The organism is Xenorhabdus sp. NBAII XenSa04 (assembly GCF_963866145.1).
In the GTDB taxonomy this organism is placed as follows: Bacteria; Pseudomonadota; Gammaproteobacteria; order Enterobacterales; family Enterobacteriaceae; genus Xenorhabdus; species Xenorhabdus indica.
This window is the reverse complement of the sequence record NZ_CAWMEB010000357.1, coordinates 9,212-28,429: the sequence shown is the minus strand read 5'-3', so window position 1 is coordinate 28,429 and position 19,218 is coordinate 9,212. Positions and strand designations below refer to the sequence as shown.

Annotated in this window: 3 protein-coding genes; all 3 read right to left on the bottom strand. The window is 46.3% G+C overall.

Annotation, left to right across the window (positions count from 1 at the left end):
* Window positions 1–26 precede the first annotated feature (26 nt).
* The 3 genes from AAC147_RS12285 to AAC147_RS12275 are packed head-to-tail and all read right to left on the bottom strand — an operon-like array spanning window position 27 to window position 19,155.
* Complete coding sequence (locus tag AAC147_RS12285) at window positions 27–1,136, bottom strand: Gfo/Idh/MocA family oxidoreductase (RefSeq protein ID WP_047681400.1); 1,110 nt, start codon at window positions 1,134–1,136, stop codon at window positions 27–29.
* The gene (locus tag AAC147_RS12280; RefSeq protein WP_047681397.1) at window positions 1,133–12,973 is read right to left on the bottom strand and encodes a hybrid non-ribosomal peptide synthetase/type I polyketide synthase; all 11,841 of its coding nucleotides are present in this window, start codon (window positions 12,971–12,973) and stop codon (window positions 1,133–1,135) included. Before AAC147_RS12280 ends, AAC147_RS12285 begins: the two co-directional genes overlap by 4 nt.
* Window positions 12,970–19,155, bottom strand: coding sequence for a non-ribosomal peptide synthetase (locus AAC147_RS12275; protein ID WP_047681394.1), 6,186 nt, complete (start codon window positions 19,153–19,155; stop codon window positions 12,970–12,972). Before AAC147_RS12275 ends, AAC147_RS12280 begins: the two co-directional genes overlap by 4 nt.
* Window positions 19,156–19,218 lie beyond the last annotated feature (63 nt).

The window sequence follows — 19,218 nt, the reverse complement described above, 5'->3', positions numbered from 1 at the left end:
AGTGTCCATTTCATCAGTATTCTTCCTTAACTAACATCATCATTAACATTAGTAGTCAGCATCAATTGAGTGGGATCAATCCAGACTGGAGGTTGTAAATCCTGAGTAATAGGCTCTCCCATCATACGCAGAATTTGTTGCCACAATTTTGCCAACCGTCGTTGATAGTCGTCACTAAAGGCGGGAGGGCAGAGAGCACCATTCAATACAGAACCTAAGGTGCTAAGTAAAAATGCCACGCCTTCAGCACCATCACATTCAAATGCCGTCATCCAGTCTTTGCTTGCCGGACAAAGAATTTGTGATGTTGTTTGGTGTTGATAAGTACCATCCGGTTGACTGGCAGTCAGATAGAGACTCTGATTACTATTCAGATGATTTGGGGCATGAAGAACCGGTGACCAGATCACCGGCCCATAACTGGCTTCCTGCGTCAGGTAACCCGCAGGCCAAACCAGCGTCATCTTGTGCATGACAAGGTTATGCATATCGGGATCTTTCGGATCGAGATAGGATTGAACGTCTAACGCGATGATTGTCCCTGCCAAACGCAGCTCAAAGCAATGAAATGTATTACTCCGTTGTCCCACATAGGCTATTTCTATCTGTTCAGGGCAATGACAGGCTTGTAGCAACAGGTCAAGAGCAGAAAACAGTAACTGACGGCTGGTTGTCAGATAGCCATTTATCGGACGTTGCTGTGATAATTGGCTAATTTGATGCGCCGCATGTAACCAACTTCTGCCAGCATGGCATTGGCTATAAAAACTATTTACCCAAAATATAGCCCCTTGTTTTTCAGCGGCTGATTGGTGCCGTTTAATGGCGTCTGCATCAAGGGGGTGTTCCTGAATAACAGAAATACCTCGTGCCAATAATGCTTGGGTTAATTGATCACCTTTGCCACCAATGATTTCTGCGCGTATGACCACACAGGCAATATCAATATCGTCCGGCAATTCATCCAATGAACGAAATAGTGGCACATTGAAATCACGGGCCAGTTGCTGCGAGCGAGGACTTCCTTGCGCCAGAATACCGGCCAGCTCCAGATCTGGCCGAGGTTGCAGGAATGCATTAAGGTACAGTTCGCCAAATTTGGCACCGACAATTAGAACCCGCCGTGGCTTTATCATATGTTCTCCTTAACTGGCTCAATAGTTAGGGTTGAATTCAGGATGTTTTTCAGACAAATAACCAGAGAGCTGACATGTTTGTGTTGGAATAAGCTGTAGTGATTACCATCAAGTTGTGTCACATTGACGGGCCCGAAAACTTGCCAGCCGAGCTCCATTGAGGTGATTGTTGTTGGGTCGAGATAATCCATAAAATCAGGTAACGCCTGTGCAGCCCGGATAAGGACGAAAGGCTGTGAAGTCCGTGGTGGACAGTAATCAAGCAATGCACGCAGATTATGGCGCCATATGGTGTAGAGTTCAGTCAGAGAACTGTCAATATTTGCAGATTGTGGCAGGGCCTCATGCAGTGTTTGCAGGAATGTCTCGGTATTAGCCGCAATAGTGCGATTATCCAGCGCCAACTCTGGGAATTGCCCTTGTAAATCGAGCAGGAAATGACGGTGGCAAAATGTATTATCTAAAATCAGATCAGGGCGTACGTTTGGTGCGAAACTATCAATCAGGATGCAATGAGAAACATTTTCACCCGCAGCGCGTAATTGATGCGCCATTTCATAGGCTACCAATCCGCCAAAAGACCAACCTGCCAGTGTATAAGGCCCTTTAGGCTGGAAACTACGGATTTGGTTGATATAGTCAGCCGCCAACGCTGCAACGGCAGGTCTATCGGTATTCAGGTTATCTGGGGCAAATGCTAACCCAATCAGGCGCTGATCGCCGAAATTAGCCGCCAAGTGACGATATCCCAGCAGATGTCCACCAATAGGATGGACGATAAATAAAGCAGGTTTTTCAGTGCCTCCTTCGTTTAAGATTACCCCTTGGTAGGTATCTTCCGGTTGATGTTCAATAAATTCAGCTAATGAATGCACCGTATCGTAAGTTTGCAGCAGGCTGAGTGGATACTGGCGATTGAATGTCTGGTTGATTTTCACCATTAACCGTACTGCTGCCAGAGAATCTCCTCCAAGAGTAAAGAAACTCTCATGTACGTTGATATCTTGTTGCTCTAATACCGATTCCCAAAGGCTTAATACCGCTTGTCCTGTTGTGTTAAGAGTCACCGCCGATGGTATTGAATTAACTTCTTGCGTTTCTTCAACCAGAGTGACTAATGTGCGTCTGTCGATTTTACCGTTGTCGGATACAGGTATTGTATCGAGAATGATAAATCGCTGCGGACACATCCAAATCGGTAAGGTTTGCTGCAACCAGTGAGGCAGCATTGGTAAAAGTTCGCTGGATAGCGGCGCGTTGTCAGTTAAACGTAAGCCCGCAACTAGTTGCAATGCGCCGGTTGACGTTGTATGAGCAAATACTAACGCTTGTTGTATCGCAGGATGTTCACATAAAAGGTGCTCAATTTCGCCTAACTCAATTCGGTAGCCACGGATTTTAATCTGGTGATCATTGCGCCCCAGAAATTCGATATTCCCATCTGGAAGCCAGCGTCCTAAGTCACCTGTACGGTAAAGTCGCTCACCTGTTTGAGGATGTGTGATAAAGGCATGTTTCGTTTTTTCAGCGTCGGCCCAATAACCCAGTGCCAGCCCTTGTCCACCAATATACAACTCACCGATTACCCAAACAGGGCAAGATGAAAGTGCTGTATTAAGCACATAAAAAGTCTGATTAGACAAAGGTTTACCATATGGAATACTGCGCCAATTTGGTTCGACTTGTACGATAGGATAAGCAATAGACCAGATTGATGCTTCGGTTGCACCTCCTAAACTAAGGAGGTTTAACTCAGGGTGAAGCGTATGTAATTTGGCCGGCAAATTGGTTGGTATCCAGTCACCACTCATCAATATCCAACGCAGGTTATGTAGGGAATGGGGATAGCTACGGGCATATTCCTCAAGCAGTTGCACAAATGCAGGAACGGAGTTCCAGACAGTCACCGATTCTTGTTGTAACCATGTTAATAACTTGTCCGGCTGCCGATTGTCACCCGCAGCGGGCATTACCAGTTTTGCTCCACAGCTTAGCGTGCCGAACAGGTCATAAACGGAGAGATCGAAGGTTAACTCTGAGATTGCCAGTACACTATCGTGCTCACTGAGTGCAATGCGCTGGTTAATATCGAGAATAGTATTGACTGCGCTTTGATGATCAATCATTACGCCTTTTGGTGTTCCGGTAGAACCTGAGGTGAAGATGACATAAGCCAGATCTTCAGGGCGTACGGATAAACTCGGTTTGTTAGTGGTTGGCAAGTTATTGAGTAATGTTTCATCCAGAGAGATGATCTGGATATTGTCGGGCCAGTTCAACTGTTGAGCGAACTTAGGTTGAGTCAGTACGGTATCAACTTCCCCTAATGCTAATAGCTGATGAATTCGTTGTTGCGGATAGCTGGCATCAATAGGCAGATAAGCGCGTCCTGCTAATAAAATGGCAATAACTGCAATAACCTGTTCCCGGCCTTTTTCCATCACCACACTAACCAGAGGCGAAGTCTGATTTTCTTGTGCTTGCAGATGAACCGCCAGTGTCAGGCTTTGTGACCACAAAGTGCGATAGTCTAGCTGACAACAAGCATCGACAACGGCGATATGTTGTGGATAACAATTTACTGCTTGTTCAATCAACGAACAAAGTGTATGAGGCGGAAAAATATTTTTTGTCGCATTGCTGTTCTGGCACAAAGTGCGATCACTTGCCGGGAGCCAGTCAGGAAGTGGGGCACTCCATTGGTAATCCGGTTCGAGCAGTGCAACGATACTGGCTTGATAATGATCAAACATGTTTTCTGCAACTTGAGGCTGGAACAGTTGTGGTAAGATTGCCCACTGTATGGTGACCCCACCCTCTGTGCCAGAAATTAACATACAGTCGAGATAAACATGTGGTGTTTGCGCACCAAAGAGATTCAGTGTCCCTAACCCTGATGGCCCTTTGCCCGCAGTACCGGTTGTATCGTTGAATACGATCGGCATACCGGCATTCAGGTTGTGGCGATGCTGATTTTTCTCCCTGAGTACCAATTGCCCATCAAACAGCGCATGTTGAAGATCAGCTAACCATTGTTTTTGTATCCGGCTTACTGCATCACTGAAGCCGGTGGTATTGCGTAAATCCACTTCCAGCAGTGATGTGGTAGATAGATTGCCGACTAACATATCGCAATGCTGTGGCATTAACAGACGATTGCCATGCAGGACATTGATAGTGAAATGTTCGCTGTTGCTCCATACCGACAGAATATGGGCAAATAGCGTGAGCATAACTTGTGAAGGTGATACCCGGTGTTCTGCCGCTCGTTGTTGCAAGCGCTGCCATTGTTGGGCGCTGATATATCCTGTCAGGCACTGTTGATCGAGTAGTTGTGACTGATGATCTTTCAGTGGTAACACTGGCGCATCAGGAATTGAAGGTAAGCGATCAAGCCAGTATTGCCGACTTTGTTGCCAGGCTTCTCCGGTTTTCTCATTCTCCAGTGTCTGAATATAGTCAGTAATAGTTATTGCCGATGGTTCTGGTTGCCAGTCAGGTTCCTGATACCAATGGTGTAAGTCACGCAAGATTAAGGTCAGACTTTTGCCATCTGCGACCAGTAGGTCAATTGTCAGGTGTAATAAGTGTGTCCGGTCATCGGTATGGTACAGCGTCAAATCAAATAACGGCCAGTTGTCGCTAGGAACGCCTTGAGTACGCAACGTGTTACGGGCGTTGTTCAGTTGTGTTTCGCACTCCCCTTGTGTCATGTCACGACAATCAATAATTGTCGGCGTATAGCAGGGCACTTCTGGCAGAATATGATATTGCCCCTCTTTTACGTAACCGCGTAATTGCCCATGATGACTTATCACCTGGTTCCAGGCGGCAGTAAAACGAGGAAGATCAAGCCCGTCAATAGCTAGCTCGGCATAGAAGTGAGCAATACCATTGCCAAACTGAAACAATTGGCTCTCTCCCAACCAATAAGCATATTGCAGAGCGGTGAGTGGCAGAATCTGTTCTGATGCTGGTTCTGTTTGATGTGGTTTAACCAGTGTTGTTGAATTTGTCCCAATAACCCGCAGGGTACGACAGAATTCACTCAATTTAGGCTGTTCAAACAGTTGTTGAAGATTGGCTTGTTCGTAACCCTGGCGACGTAGTTGCACCACCATGCGGGTAGCAATCAAGCTATCACCACCACTTTGGAAAAAGTCACTGTAACGTTGAATTGTCTGAGGAAGCAGTGAGTTCCAGAGCTCAATGACTTGCTGTTCAATATCATGAAGTTGATCATCTGCTGTTTCCGGTTGTCGAGCTTCCACCGTGACCGACTGTGCTATGCTATCTTTCATGGTCATTGTTGGTAATGCTGCCAATGGTAACTGCTCTTGCTGTTGAATATGCAATGAGTAAGGCAAGGTAGAAAATTGTGCCGTGATTTCACCAACATTGAGTCGTGCTTGCTGTTCGGATCGCGCCAGAATCAATTGTTGATGCAATTCTGGCCCATCTTGTCCTGGCCATTCCAGTGAAACCTGATAGCCGGATTTCTCCAGACAGTTACGCCAGTCTGCAAGCTCCAGCAATGCGCTATTACCTTGATCATCACCGCGATCATCGGCCCAGGCATTAATACCTTCAATAAATCCGACACTGGCGAGTTGCATAGCACTTTCGCGCTTAGTGGATTCAATAATCAGCAGCCACCCACCGGCTTTTAGTAACCGGGACAGACGTTTCAGGGTGTTCCTTAGATGGATGGCATCATGTAAGACATTAACTGCCATAATCAGGTCATAACCAGATTCAGGATGCTGGCTAAAATCAATACGCCGATTAATGTCGAACAGAGCAAATTTTACGGTTTCGCCATAGTGATTAAATGACTGGCGAGCATCATCCAAAAATAGCGGTGAAACGTCAGTAAAGTGATAACTTTCAATGGATTGAGCATTCTGTTTAAGCACTGTTTTTGATGTGGCGCCTGTGCCTGCGCCGACTTCCAGTACAGTGAAATGTTCGGCTGTCTGGCTCAATTGTCGGACAATTTCAGCGGCAGTCTGGTTCAGGCAACGTAATGCAGGGTTTTCGCTGTAAAGGCTGGCTGTAGTTTGTTTATCGGCAAACAGCAGTTCTAATGCATTTCCACGCCCGGCAAGCAGGGTGTCATGTTGGTCGATACAGGTTGCAACATAACGGCTGATGGTTTGGCACCATATGGCATCAGCCAGTTTTGTGGTAGGAGCAGGGATCTGGCTGAGTGGTTGCAGGCAACGGTATCCACCAGCGATTTTTTCTATAAATCCTTGCTTACTTAATAATTCCAGCCATTGGGTAAGCAAGCGTTGATACCGTGGTGCCAGTTGTAAGCGTTGTTCAATCTCTTCACGAGAGTGGTATTGTTGTGAAAACGTGAACAGGTTATGGCGCAGTAAGGTCTGGCCCAGACCCAATAACGCTTGTTGCTCAATATATTGCCAAGAGCATTCAAATTCTTGTTGTTCCGCTAACGTAGGAAGCGGTAAGACTCCAGTATTTATCACCAAGGGTTCTGAAAACGATGGTTTTGGCAACGATAGTGACAAATTATCTTCTGCTACCAACCATAAATTATAACTTTGAGTATCGTCCTGACGCGGCTGAATTTCTGCTAATCGTATTTCAGGCTGAGAACGCAGATATTGTTCAGCCTGATGCAATGCAGGGTGTTGTGACCAGAATTTATAACGAGTATGACCGGCAGGTGGTGTATGAAGATCATAATGCTCCAGACGTTCAGGATGGCGGCAAATTTGTACAACTTGTACTAATAGCGCGTTATAGGCAGTAAATAGTGCTTCAATGACTCCCGCTTCCAGTACATCGTCCATGCAATACCAGTTAAACAGCATATCACCATCCACTTCCATGACCTGGTGATCCAGCCAGACTTGTGGCGTTTGGCTCAGCACAAAGACTGGATCACCCAGTAATTGAGTGATGGATTGTTTTATTGCAATACCATCTTGTGCCATTCCCAACATACTGGTGAAAACGACCGGCGTCAGAGGTTGTCTGTTTTGGGCTTCATCAGATTGCTGGCGACCTAATTCCCGCAGTACTTCAACCCCATTGACATGACTATGGCTTAGTCGCTGCCAGAGCAAGGCCTGGGTTTTTTCCATACTGGCACGCAGGGAGGTCGTTTTGCGTAAATCAAAATCCATCAGCATGACGGAGGTAAAATCACCAATCAGCTCTTGAACCTCTGGATGGAAAGGCTGGCGATTAAAAAATGTCAGGTTGAGGGTAAATAGCGGATGGCGACTGTACCATTCAAGCGTATGGGCAAATAGTGTGAGCAGACCCGCGGAAGGTGTGACTCCCCATTTTGTCCAGCTTTGTTTAAGTACTTGCCAGTCAGATTGCGCCAGCCGGCCTTCATAAGTTGTGAATTGTGGCTGGCTACGCTGAGGTAATTGTGGGTTCAATGGTAATCTTGGCGCTGGAGGTAATGAAAATAATTGTTCCTGCCAGTATGCCCATGATGCGCGCCACTCTTTACTTTCACGTTGTGCTTGTTCTGCCATCACATAGTCGCGGAAAGTAAATATTTGTGGAGCGAGTGGTTGTTGCTGGTGATAAGCTCGTTGTAGATCGTCCATCATGATCCGGAAACTCTGTACGTCAAACTGCAACAGATCCAGGTTCATATGTAAGCGGCAACGCTCATTCGGCAGCAGGGAAACAGAGACTTCAAACAGTGGCCACTGTTCCGCAGGCGGCACTTGATAAGAAAGAGTATGACGACGCTGAGCCAAAGCTTGTTCGCAGGTTGTATCGTTCAGTTTTCGCAAATCATCCTGTGATAAAACATACCAAGGCGTTTCAGATAGAATTCTCTGTTGGCCATCTTCATCAACGATCATGCGTAACATGCCATGACGCTGAATTAAGGCATTCCATGCCTTTTCAAAACGTGGGATATCAAAGCTGCTTAGTGCCAGATCCCATTCAAACAGAACGTGACACGCCACACCACCAAAATCAATAGCCTGAGTACGACCAACCCAGTAAGCGTGCTGAATTGGCGTCAGAGGAAATGGTTCATGGTGTTGGACTCTGTCAATAATGATCTCAGGTTGAGTGGGTACAGAGGCTTGTTCAGGTAATGCGTCGCCAATAAGCGCATTAAGCCCCTCCAGAGTCATATTCTGATAGGCCAATTCAGCAGTTAATCTGAAACCAAATTGCTGGTGGATCACCGTATTTAGTTCAAGGAACAGTAGGGAATCCAAACCAAATTGTAATAGATCTTGTTGTGGCTCCAGACGTTCAGGCTGTTCTAAGCGCAATAATGTTGCAACATGCTGACATAGCCAATGAAGCCGTTGTTTACTATCCTGATAGAGTGCGTTATCAGTAGAGAGTGCAGATGTCGGCGTTGTAGTGGTATGGGGGATGTCAGCCTGCAAACGCCGTAAAATGCCAGGATGACGCTCATCTAACCGCATTGCCAGATAGCAAGGAGAAGCAGTACGCAGGGATTGATTGAGATGCCAGATTCCCTCATTGGCCCTGAATGGTAACATGCCATCTTGCGCTAGTTTTTCCACTAATCGTCGATCGCTGGCCATGCCAATGCCACCCCAAACACCCCAGACTAACGTTTTTACCATCAATGTATTTGTCATCGACGGATCGGTTGCGGTCAGTGCCAAAGATTCCAGATAAGCGTTGGCGATGGCATAAGCGCTTTGTCCTTGAGCACCTAGCATTGAAGCAGCGGAAGCATGAAGCAACAGATATTGTGCCTTTTGTTGCTGAAGTACCGTTTGCAATGTTGACGCGCTCTGGGCTTTTACGCATAACATTTGCGACAGATGTTGACGATCAAGTTTTGCCAGCGGAGTGTGATCAGCAATACCGGCGGCATGAATCGCGCCTGCAATACCATCTTCTTGTGCCAGTGATTGCACGGCATTTAATAAAGTTGATGTGTCAGTGACATCAACGTTAATCCAGCGTATTTCGCATTCGTCACTCAGTGACAGCGCTTGGACAAAAGCATCCCAGTCCTCATGTTTGCGGCGGGCAAACACAGCAATTTTACGAGCGCCTTGAGACAGCAACCAACGGATAGAAATTTGCCCGATCCCTCCCATACCGCCGGTAACGATGTGCCAACCCTGATGGGGAATCGACATTGGTTGCTGCGATAGCATAAGTGGCTGACGCTGTAAAATCGGCACAGAGACTTGATTTCCGCGTACTTTCAGCCAGCGATGTTGTTCATTCAGATAACCGAGTGCTAATAACAAAGCATCGGTATCATTGATATCAGCGATATCAATCGCCTGAATATGGCAATGGGGATACTCTTCAACCGCAACCCGCAACAGTGCCCAGACAGCGTATTGAGCGGGATTGATGTCCTCTTTTGATAAGGTGCTTTCAGGTTGCGCGCAGCAAGTTATAACGGTTAATGATGTTGTTTCATCACGCTTTAATTCGCTAGTAACCTGATCACATAATTCAACAACATCATCACCCTGGAGCAGTAATAGTGTATTTCCGCTTTCCGGCTGTAAGTTAATGCCTGCCTGACGCCAATGTTGAGCAATTGTGTCATTCGCTGTTGATAGACGAAGTGTATACGTCGTTGAAGATCTTGGTTTACCCGCAGTATTTGGTTTATCTACAGTAGTTATGGTGCGCCAATGCAGAACATAGTGAGTATCAGGACATGGCTGTGGTGTAAGAAGCCATGACTTTCTCGTTGTTGGCGTTGTTGCCAATTGGCGAGGTAGATCAGCCCGATCACTCATTAATGCGAATAAACGTTCGCCAGCATAGATCAATGCAGGGAAATCTGTGAGTAAATTTGCTTCCAATAAGCGGCGTTTGGCATATGGCAGAGCACGGTGAGGGCGATACATTTTACTGATTGTTGGCCCGACAATTTGTTGGTAATAGCCTTGCTGAACACAATGGTTCAATAGTTGTTCCAGCAAAGGGCGCCAGCAAGGTTGCAGTCGGCCAGCCCGAATCGTGTCAATGGCACTGAAACCTTGTTCAGTCTTGGGCCCATGACATTGATAGATTAGTGCATCGGTATACAACGCTCGAAGTATTGTTGCATTGGTATTTTGCTCAATGGCAGGATCGAGCAGGAAATTGATATCAATCCCAGTATTAGTATCGGCCGAATGTTGTACAAGATTCTGTTGCCTGGCATTGGTGGCAGAGAAGCTATAATGCTGTTTATCAAATGGATAGAGCGGAGCATGGCATTTTGCCCCGGCAACCGGGAAAAGACGCGGCCAATCAAGATGTGCACCAGCACAGTAAAGTTGCATAAGTGCTGTTTGCTGAGCCATTTCTGGGGTGCTTTGACGATGTGTACTGGCAACCCAGGTTTCATGTGGCAAACTGATACGTCGCCCGATCCCTGTTAGTTGTGCATCAGCACCAAATTCTACGAATAATGCCACACCTTGTTGTCGGGCAAATTCAATCGCTTGATGGTAACGCACCGTTTGACGTATATGGTGACGCCAGTAGTCTGGTGAACCTAGTTGCTCGGTAGTTGCAATATCTGCTGTCAGGGTTGAAATTAACGGAATTTCGCCCGATACAGGCTGGAGCTGGCTACCATACAGGGAAAAACGCTGAGAAAATTCTTCCAGAATTGGCTCAAGCATGGCTGAATGTGCTGCGCAGGCAACGTTAAGGTGCTGGAAACGGATCTGCTGCTGTTCCAGACGTTGTGTCAGTATATCAATTTCAGTTTTTGTGCCAGCCCAAATCCAGTGTTGTGGACCATTGCAAACCGCTAAATCTAATGCCAGTGAATGCGTAAGGGGAAGAATATCTTCTTCTTTGGCAAAAACGGCCAACATTGCGCCCCCTTGGGCACATTTTTGCATCAATTTGCCCCGTACTGCGACCATCGGCATTACTTGCTCTGGCGTGAAAATCCCGGCAATAACGACAGCGGCGAATTCGCCGACGGAGTGTCCCAATATGTAATCTGGCTTTAAGCCAAGTGCTCGCCAATGTGTTGCCAGCGCAATTTGATGTGCCACAATTGCTGGTTGTGCATATTCAGTGGTAGCTAATGCGGCTTCATGTTCCCCGAACATCACTGCTTTTAATGGCAGTGTCAACTCAGAAATACAAGCGGCACAACAACGATCCAACATAGCGGAAAAAACAGGAGAGCTGTCATACATTGCTTTTCCCATACCAGGCCATTGACAACCCTGACCGCTGAATTGCCACAGTTGTTTGCTTTCACCCTTGACTTGTCTGCTAAAAATGTCCGGTGCTGGACTATGGCTTGCAAAGGCGGATAAGCTCGCAGCATTTTTTGCTGTATTTTGTGGTGTCAGTGCCAATGCTAAACGCCAGGGGAATGAAAGATCGCGCCCCTGTAAGGCTGTTATGGCCAAATCAGCATGGTTTCCTGAGGTAAGCACAGTTGCGTAACGTTGTGCCAATTGACGCAGTGAAGATTCAGACGCTGCGGAGAGCAACAAAGGCGTGTTTTGTGCATGGGCTTGCGAATCATTGACACGGGGACGCTGTAATTCTTTCGGCAATGATTGCACCACAATATGGCAGTTGGTGCCGCCAATACCGAATGAAGAAACGCCGGCAGTACGTAATTCTTGTGTCCAACGTTGCCCTTGTATTGCTAGCCTGAATGGGCTTTCTTCCAACCGCAATGCCGGATTGGGGTGTTGTACATTGATAGTTGGTGGAATGTAACCATGCCAGACTGACAGAACCGTTTTAATCAAACTGGCAATACCCGCGGCAGTATCGAGATGGCCTATGTTGCTTTTCACTGAACCTAAGTAACAAGACGGTACAACCGCACTACGTTCGGAGAATATGCTGCGTAACGCATCAACTTCTATCGGATCGCCAAGTGGTGTACCTGTGCCATGTGCTTCAATCATTCCGATATCATCAATGCTGACATCTGCCAGTTGTAGAGCTTCGGCAATCACGCTGCGCTGACCATTAACCGAAGGAGCAGTAAAACCAACTTTTTCATTGCCGTCGTTATTAATGGCACTGCCCCGTAATACCGCCATGATAGGATCGCCATCGCGTAACGCATCGCTCAGACGTTTCAGCGTAACAACACCAACGCCATTGCCACCGTAAGTGCCGTTTGCCTGACTATCAAAGGGACGGCAATGCCCATCAGGTGAGAAGATCATTCCCGGTTGATACAAGTAACCGCTTTCTTGTGGAAAAGAAACCGCCACACCGCCAGCCAGCGCCATATCACATTCACCGGAACGCAGGTTTTCGCAAGCCATATGCACGGCAACCAGTGAACTTGAACAGGCTGTTTGTACTGTCAGTGCGGGACCTTTCAGATTTAATTTATAGGCGGTACGCGTTGCAAGATAATCTTTATCGTTGCTCATTAGCGCCTGTAGCCCTTTCACTTTGCCGATATCGGTCATAGTGAATTGTGACCATGAAGGCCAGGTGCTGACTCGGCTACTGGCGAAAACGCCTGTTTTCAGGCGCACATTACGTGGTGAATAGCCGGCATGTTCAAGCGCATGCCAGGCTGTTTGCAGAAACAGGCGTTGCTGAGGATCGAGCATTTCTGCTTCCTGACGCGAATAGCCAAACAGTGTGGCGTCAAATTGTTCTGCACCCTCTAATATCGCTGCCTGATTGACAAAGTTTTCACTATCAATAACTTCAGGTGGAATGCCTGCATCCAATAATGTTTGGCGGGAAAGTGTGGTAGTACACTCAATCCCTTGTTGCAGATTATGCCAGAAAGTATCGCTATCTGGTGCTTGTGGAAAGCGGCAGGCAAGGCCAATCACTGCGATGGGATCACAATTATCGTAGTGAGGCTTTAAATCAGTCATTGTGCGGCTCCTTTATGACGTTTTTCCCGTTGTTGCAGACGCTTTTTTTGTTGACGCTGACGAAGAGTAATCGACGGTTGATTTCCGTCTTGAGTATCTTTTCGGCAATGTAAGCTGAGCGCTTCTGGAGTTGGATAAGCGAATAAATCAGTAACAGCAAGATGGTGAAAACCTGCATGTTGTAACTTGCCGTGCAATTGAATTAGCTGTAGTGAATTGGCTCCGGCATCAAAAAAGTTCTGTTGAACGTTGATGGCGTGATTGGTTACCGATAAAAACAGACGTTGAATTTCATTGCATATCTGTGGATCACATCCTTCTGAGCGTGATGATGCAATAACAACAGATGCGTTATCTTCAACCATCAGGCATTGCTGGCGTGGCATCAGTTGTTCTAACGTTAAATGCCAGCTTTCTGGTTGTGCCGCGAGGGTGCGTAATAGCGTAATATAGCTGTTAAACATGGTTTGCAACTGATGTGGCTCAAATAACGCTTCGACCGCATCCCAATTCAGGCAAAGCTCATCGTCAGATTCGTAAACCTGATTATCCAGCCAGATTTGTGGCGTTTGCGAGATGCCCCAAACGGGTTTCATCCATGATGAACGTGAAAGGAATTGCCCTTCATGAGTTCCTAATGCACTGGTGAAAACAACAGGCATGGTGGCTGCATCCGGGCCACGATTTTGTGCCAGCTCACGCATTACTCTGATCGCCGAAATATGGCGGTGATCCAGATCCTGCCATAACTGTTGTTGTACCCTCCGTGCACTTGATAACCAATTTTTCTCTGGATACCAGGCGAGAAGTGACAGTGAAGTAAAATCACCCAGAATACGATTGATGTCCTCATGCCAGTGTGGACGATCGAACAGGGTAAGATTAAGCGTTAATGCCGCTCTGGTGCTGAATGCCGAGAGAACAGTGGCATAAGCTGCAATCAAGAGCGCGGAAGGTGTTATCTGATGTGGGGCAGCATATTGCTTCAATTGCTTCCATTCATGTGCAGATAACCGATCGCTATAACGTACAAAATGTGGGGATTGCACGTTTTCCGGTACAATACGCAATGGCAATTGTGGCGCCAGTGGTAATGTTTTCACCTGTTCTTGCCAATATTGCAGTGAACTTTGATGCACTGGCGTTTGTTGCTGACGTAACACACAATCTCGGAATGTGATGTTCAATGGTGGCAATTCGTGTTGTTCGTTGAGATATAGCTGTTCTAATTCGGCCAGCAATATCTGCATGCTTAATCCATCTAATAGCAAATTATCCAGGCTGACAAATAATCGGGATGCAGGGCTGTTGTCTTGCGCAAGTTGAAAATCGAACACTGGCCAGTGTCCGGCATCTAATACCTGATGTGACAAACGTTCACGTAATGAATCCGCTTCAGTAATATCAGTGAATTGGTGCTGTTTAACTGAGAAGAAAGGGACATCTTTCAATATTTGTTGTTGCCCATTAATAACTACCGTTCTAAGTACCGGATGACGCTGGATCAGGCGATTTAATACTCGGTTCAGGCGTTGAACATCTAGTTGTTCTATCCGGTATTCAATAAAGAAATGTGCACCAACACCGCTCAGGGCAAAACCAGGGTGACGCCCAACCAGGTAAGCCTGCTGAACTTCGGTCAGTGGGAAAGGTTGGTATTTATCTTCATCTTGCTCTTTGGGTATCAAATAGGTATCTGATGAAATGTCAGACAGAGGAGCCAGTAGAGGAGAAAGTGTCGCGGCAAATGCCGCTAATTGCGGGTTACGGAAAAGGTGGCTTAGTTCACCTTTTAAGCCTTGTTGTGCCAGTTCACCGATCAGACGTGTAGCCAAAAGGCTATCACCGCCAAGTTGGAAAAAGTCGCTGTTACGGCCTGGCTGCTCAGTATTCAACAAACGTTGCCAAATGGCTGCAACAGTTTGTTCCTCTGCATTCAACAGAATCATGTCATTCTGGTGCGGCTCGGTTTCGGTTTTTGTGGTGGACAGCAAGCTTTGTGCCAGAGCGTTACGGTCGATTTTTCCGTTAGGTGTAAGAGGCAGATGAGGAATAACAAGCAAGCGTTGTGGGATCATGTATTTTGGCAAATATTGTGCCAATATGGACTTAATTTTTTCCCGATCAGGTATGGAGACGTTGTCACTTGCTTGCATTAATAACACATTAAGGTTGCCAAGGGTAATTGGCGTTTCTGTCTGTAGTGGCAGAAGAGATAACCATTGTGACGCAGTGCGTAGCTGAATACCGTGAGGTGAGAGTAACTCAGTGGTAATCAGAGAGATAGATGAAGCGTGGTGCAACTCTATTGCCAATACCAACGCACCGGGTTGTGCTAAAGGCATCAACGCCTTGATACAGTTTGCAGGATCTTTTTCTCGATGTAATACATTGTTTAACAAGATTATATCTGCCTGATGCTGTAACGACTCAGGAATTTGCTCAGGCCAGCGTTTCACTGATACATGCGTGTGAGCACTTAACCGAGTTTGCATTTGGTTAATGAGTGCCTGAGAACGTTCAAAGCCGATATAGGACAGATGTTGATCGGTAATCTGTTCTGCCAGCCACTGGGCACAGAGACCACTGCGGGCATCGAACTCCATCACGGTCACAGAGCGTTGTAACCGTTGGGAAAGGGCAACGATAACCTGTTTTAAACCTGCCAACCATTGTTGAGTTTCGGACAATACAAAGAGCTGTTGTTCCGGCGCGAACTGCGGATCATCAAGCAATGTGACTGCGGTTTGCTGTCCGGTCAGAATACTACGCAGTGTAGAATGCCAGCGCTCAGGAATACATCCTGTTTCAGCTTTGTTATTGAATATTGAGGTTAATAATTCAGTCTGATATACGTGATGTGCAGATTCAACCAATAGATTGCATTGGCAAAGATACGCCAGCATACGGGCAAACCAATCATGATATTCTGATTGGGGCTGGTAATCTTTCAGGCAATTGGCGAGAGATTGGGGGGAAGTAAACGTAATACCGTAACGAGACAGATGTTCAAGCAAAAATGTTGCAACTTGAGGTTCACTGTTGTCATCAGTTGTATCTGTTTTATCGATAATAGCCTGCATTGCAGGAAACAGATCACGGTAGGTTGTCGGTAACTGTGAGGCACGATTTATGCGTTGGTATAAGCTATCGCCTTCCAATTCAAGGAACGCCACCAGTGATTTTTCTTTTTCACCACTGGTTAAAGCAACGCCTTTACGAATACCGGTTACTTGATTAAGGGCAGCATCAACTTCTCCTAGCTCAATGCGATATCCCCCAATTTTGACCTGGTTGTCGCGGCGTCCCATAAATTCCAGCCAGCCTTCGGGATGATAACAACCCAGATCACCAGTTCGATACCAGCGTTCTCCCTGATCGATGACGAATTGAGCGATAGTACGTTCTTCATCATTAAAATAGCCTAGTGCGACACCGGCTCCACCAATCCAAAGTTCACCGACAACCCAGTCAGGACAATCTCGGCCATCTTCACCCACGACACGGTAACGCTGGTTAGCCAGGGGATAGCCATAAGGAATCGAACACCACTGTGTATCAACTTTTTTGACGATATATTCATTTGACCAGATCGCTGCTTCTGTTGCTCCACCCATGGCACTGAGTACACCTGCAGGATTGAATGCATGGTAACGTTCAGGCAGTGACAAGCCGATCCAATCTCCGGATAGCATCACGGTACGAAGCGTTTTCGGTGCATCGACTTCCATTCCTTCACAATAGGTCAGCAACATATCAAACAGTGCCGGTACACTGTTCCACAACGTAATATTGTGTTGTTCGATCAACATTTCCCAGGTTGATGGATCGCGGCGTTGTGCTTCATTAATGAGTACCAGTGCTCCTCCGGCACTGAGAATGCCAAAAATATCGTAAACAGAGAGGTCGAAGTGCAGTGCGGAGAGTGCCAGCAATCGATCACAATTTTGAACTTGGTGACGGCGGTTGATGTCCAGACAGGTATTTAATGCACTTTGATGACTGATGACGACCCCTTTGGGTATACCCGTTGAACCGGAGGTATAAATGATATAGGCCGGATCGGTTACGGCACGTTTAGCCATGTGAGTCAAAGGTAATAATGAATCATTTTGGTGCCAGGAAATACAGCATATATTTTGTGACCAATCTGGATGTTGTTGTTTAGGATCAATGACAACGATAGTGATGCCGGCACTTTCGCAGATAGCACGACGTCGGTTTAATGGTTGATCCACCGGAATTGGAACATAAACACCTCCAACATAAAGGATAGCTAATACAGCAACGATTTGTCCGATGCCTTTTTCCATGCTAATAGCAATCTGATCTCCCGGCATCACCGACATTTTTTGCAGTACGGCCGCTAATCGGCGGGCTGCCAGACTGAGTTCGCCATAACTGATTTTTTCATTATGATGGGTCACCAACGCAACAGCATGGGGAGTGCGCTCTGCTTGGGTAAACACACCTTCATGCAACAAGGCGTTTGGTAGCGGTTCAACCGTATTGTTGATTTTATGTCGTAGCTGATATTGCGACTCAGGCATCAAATCCGGGAGTTTCTCGCTCCACTGTGCGGCGTTTTCCGCCAGGTTCTCAATAAGCCCTTGATAGACAGTGAATAAAGTATCCATTAAACCGTCAGGAAAGAGTTCATCATTACTGTCCCACTGAATGTTCAGTGTGCTTTCATGTTCAAAAGCAACAAAATCTAACCATACCTGAGGTGTCTGTGAGATTCCCCAACTTGGTTTTCCCAGGACATTGTGGGTATTCTCACCATATAAAGGTCGGCCTAAATTGCTGGTGAACACAATTGGTGCGCCGTGTGGGTGGTTGCCGCGTTTTTTAAGCTCACGCAGTACTTCTACACCAGACCAATGACGGTGTTCGTATGTTTCAGCAAATGTTGCTTGTGCATTCTGAGCTAGTTGGCAAAACGGTAAATTATCACCGGGAATATCCAACAATAGAATGTTGGTAAAATCTGCCAAGATGTTATCAACTGCAGGGTGCAGCGGAGCTCTGTCAAATAGCGTTAGGTTAAATAATAAGTGCGTGGTGCTATCTTGTGTTGCCTTATCTTGTGTTGTGCTGTTTTGTATCGTACTGCTCCAGCGACACAATAAAGCAGCAAATGCGGTTGCCAATGCCATGGTTGGTGTCACGCCATTTTGCTGCGCGAGGTATTTAAAATGTTCCCAATGCTCAGGTGATAAACAGAAATGTCTGCGCTGAACCCGAACATTTTTTATTAGAGCAGGATCTTTGGCCAGAGGAAGCTGAGGTGCAAGTGGTAAGGTATCTAACCGATTACGCCAGAATGCTTCGGCTTCTTGTCTGGCTTGCTTAAATTGAGCCTGATATTGCGTTAGATAACTGCAAAAATCATAGTCAGAGGATATATCTGGCAAATTACGTTTGGCAATTAATGCCGCCAGTTCAGTAAAGAACAGGCTGAAACTGGCGGCATCCATGATTAGCAAATCGATATTCGCATGCAGACGATGCTGATTATCACCGAATAGGCTAAGTTGAATATCAAAAGTTTCTCCTTTTTCAACTTGTAATACCCGATGGCTTAGTTGTTCACGTATGTTAGTCAGAGCTTGTTGCTGTTCATTGGCTGTTAGGTTACGTAGATCGTGAACTGTTAATTTTTGCCAGTACGCATGAGCCACTCCTTGTTGGCGACCATCTGGCAAAAATTGTACACGCAACATTGGATGCCGCTGGATCAGAGCATGAATTGCTGCTTCCAGTTGTTCAGGTTTCAGCCCAATACCATCAAATTCGTGATACAAATGGCAACCAACTCCTCCTAACGTTTGTTCTGGTGAACGCCCAACAAAATAAGCGTGTTGTACTGCCGTTAATGAGAATGGATGAGCATCTGCAATCTGTGGCAGTGGCATTGTATCCTGAGAAACGGTTTGAGGGACTGGTGCATGGCTTCGCAGAAGCTGGCTCCAGGTATGCAGTGTTGGATTTTGGTAAAGCTCACGCAGAGTGACGTGATATCCTTGACGTCTGAATTGGTTTAGCAATGCCATTATTTGCATTGAATCCAGTCCGTTGCGAATTAAATCGTCGTTATCATCCACCAAAATATTTTTTTGGTTAAACAGATCAGAAATAAGCTGGCGCAGTGAATCTGGGGAGGGAAAGTCCATGTGCATGAAGAAATCCTATAAAAATGGCAGTTACCTAATAAATCAATAAACGGAGTTCCAATTTATTGG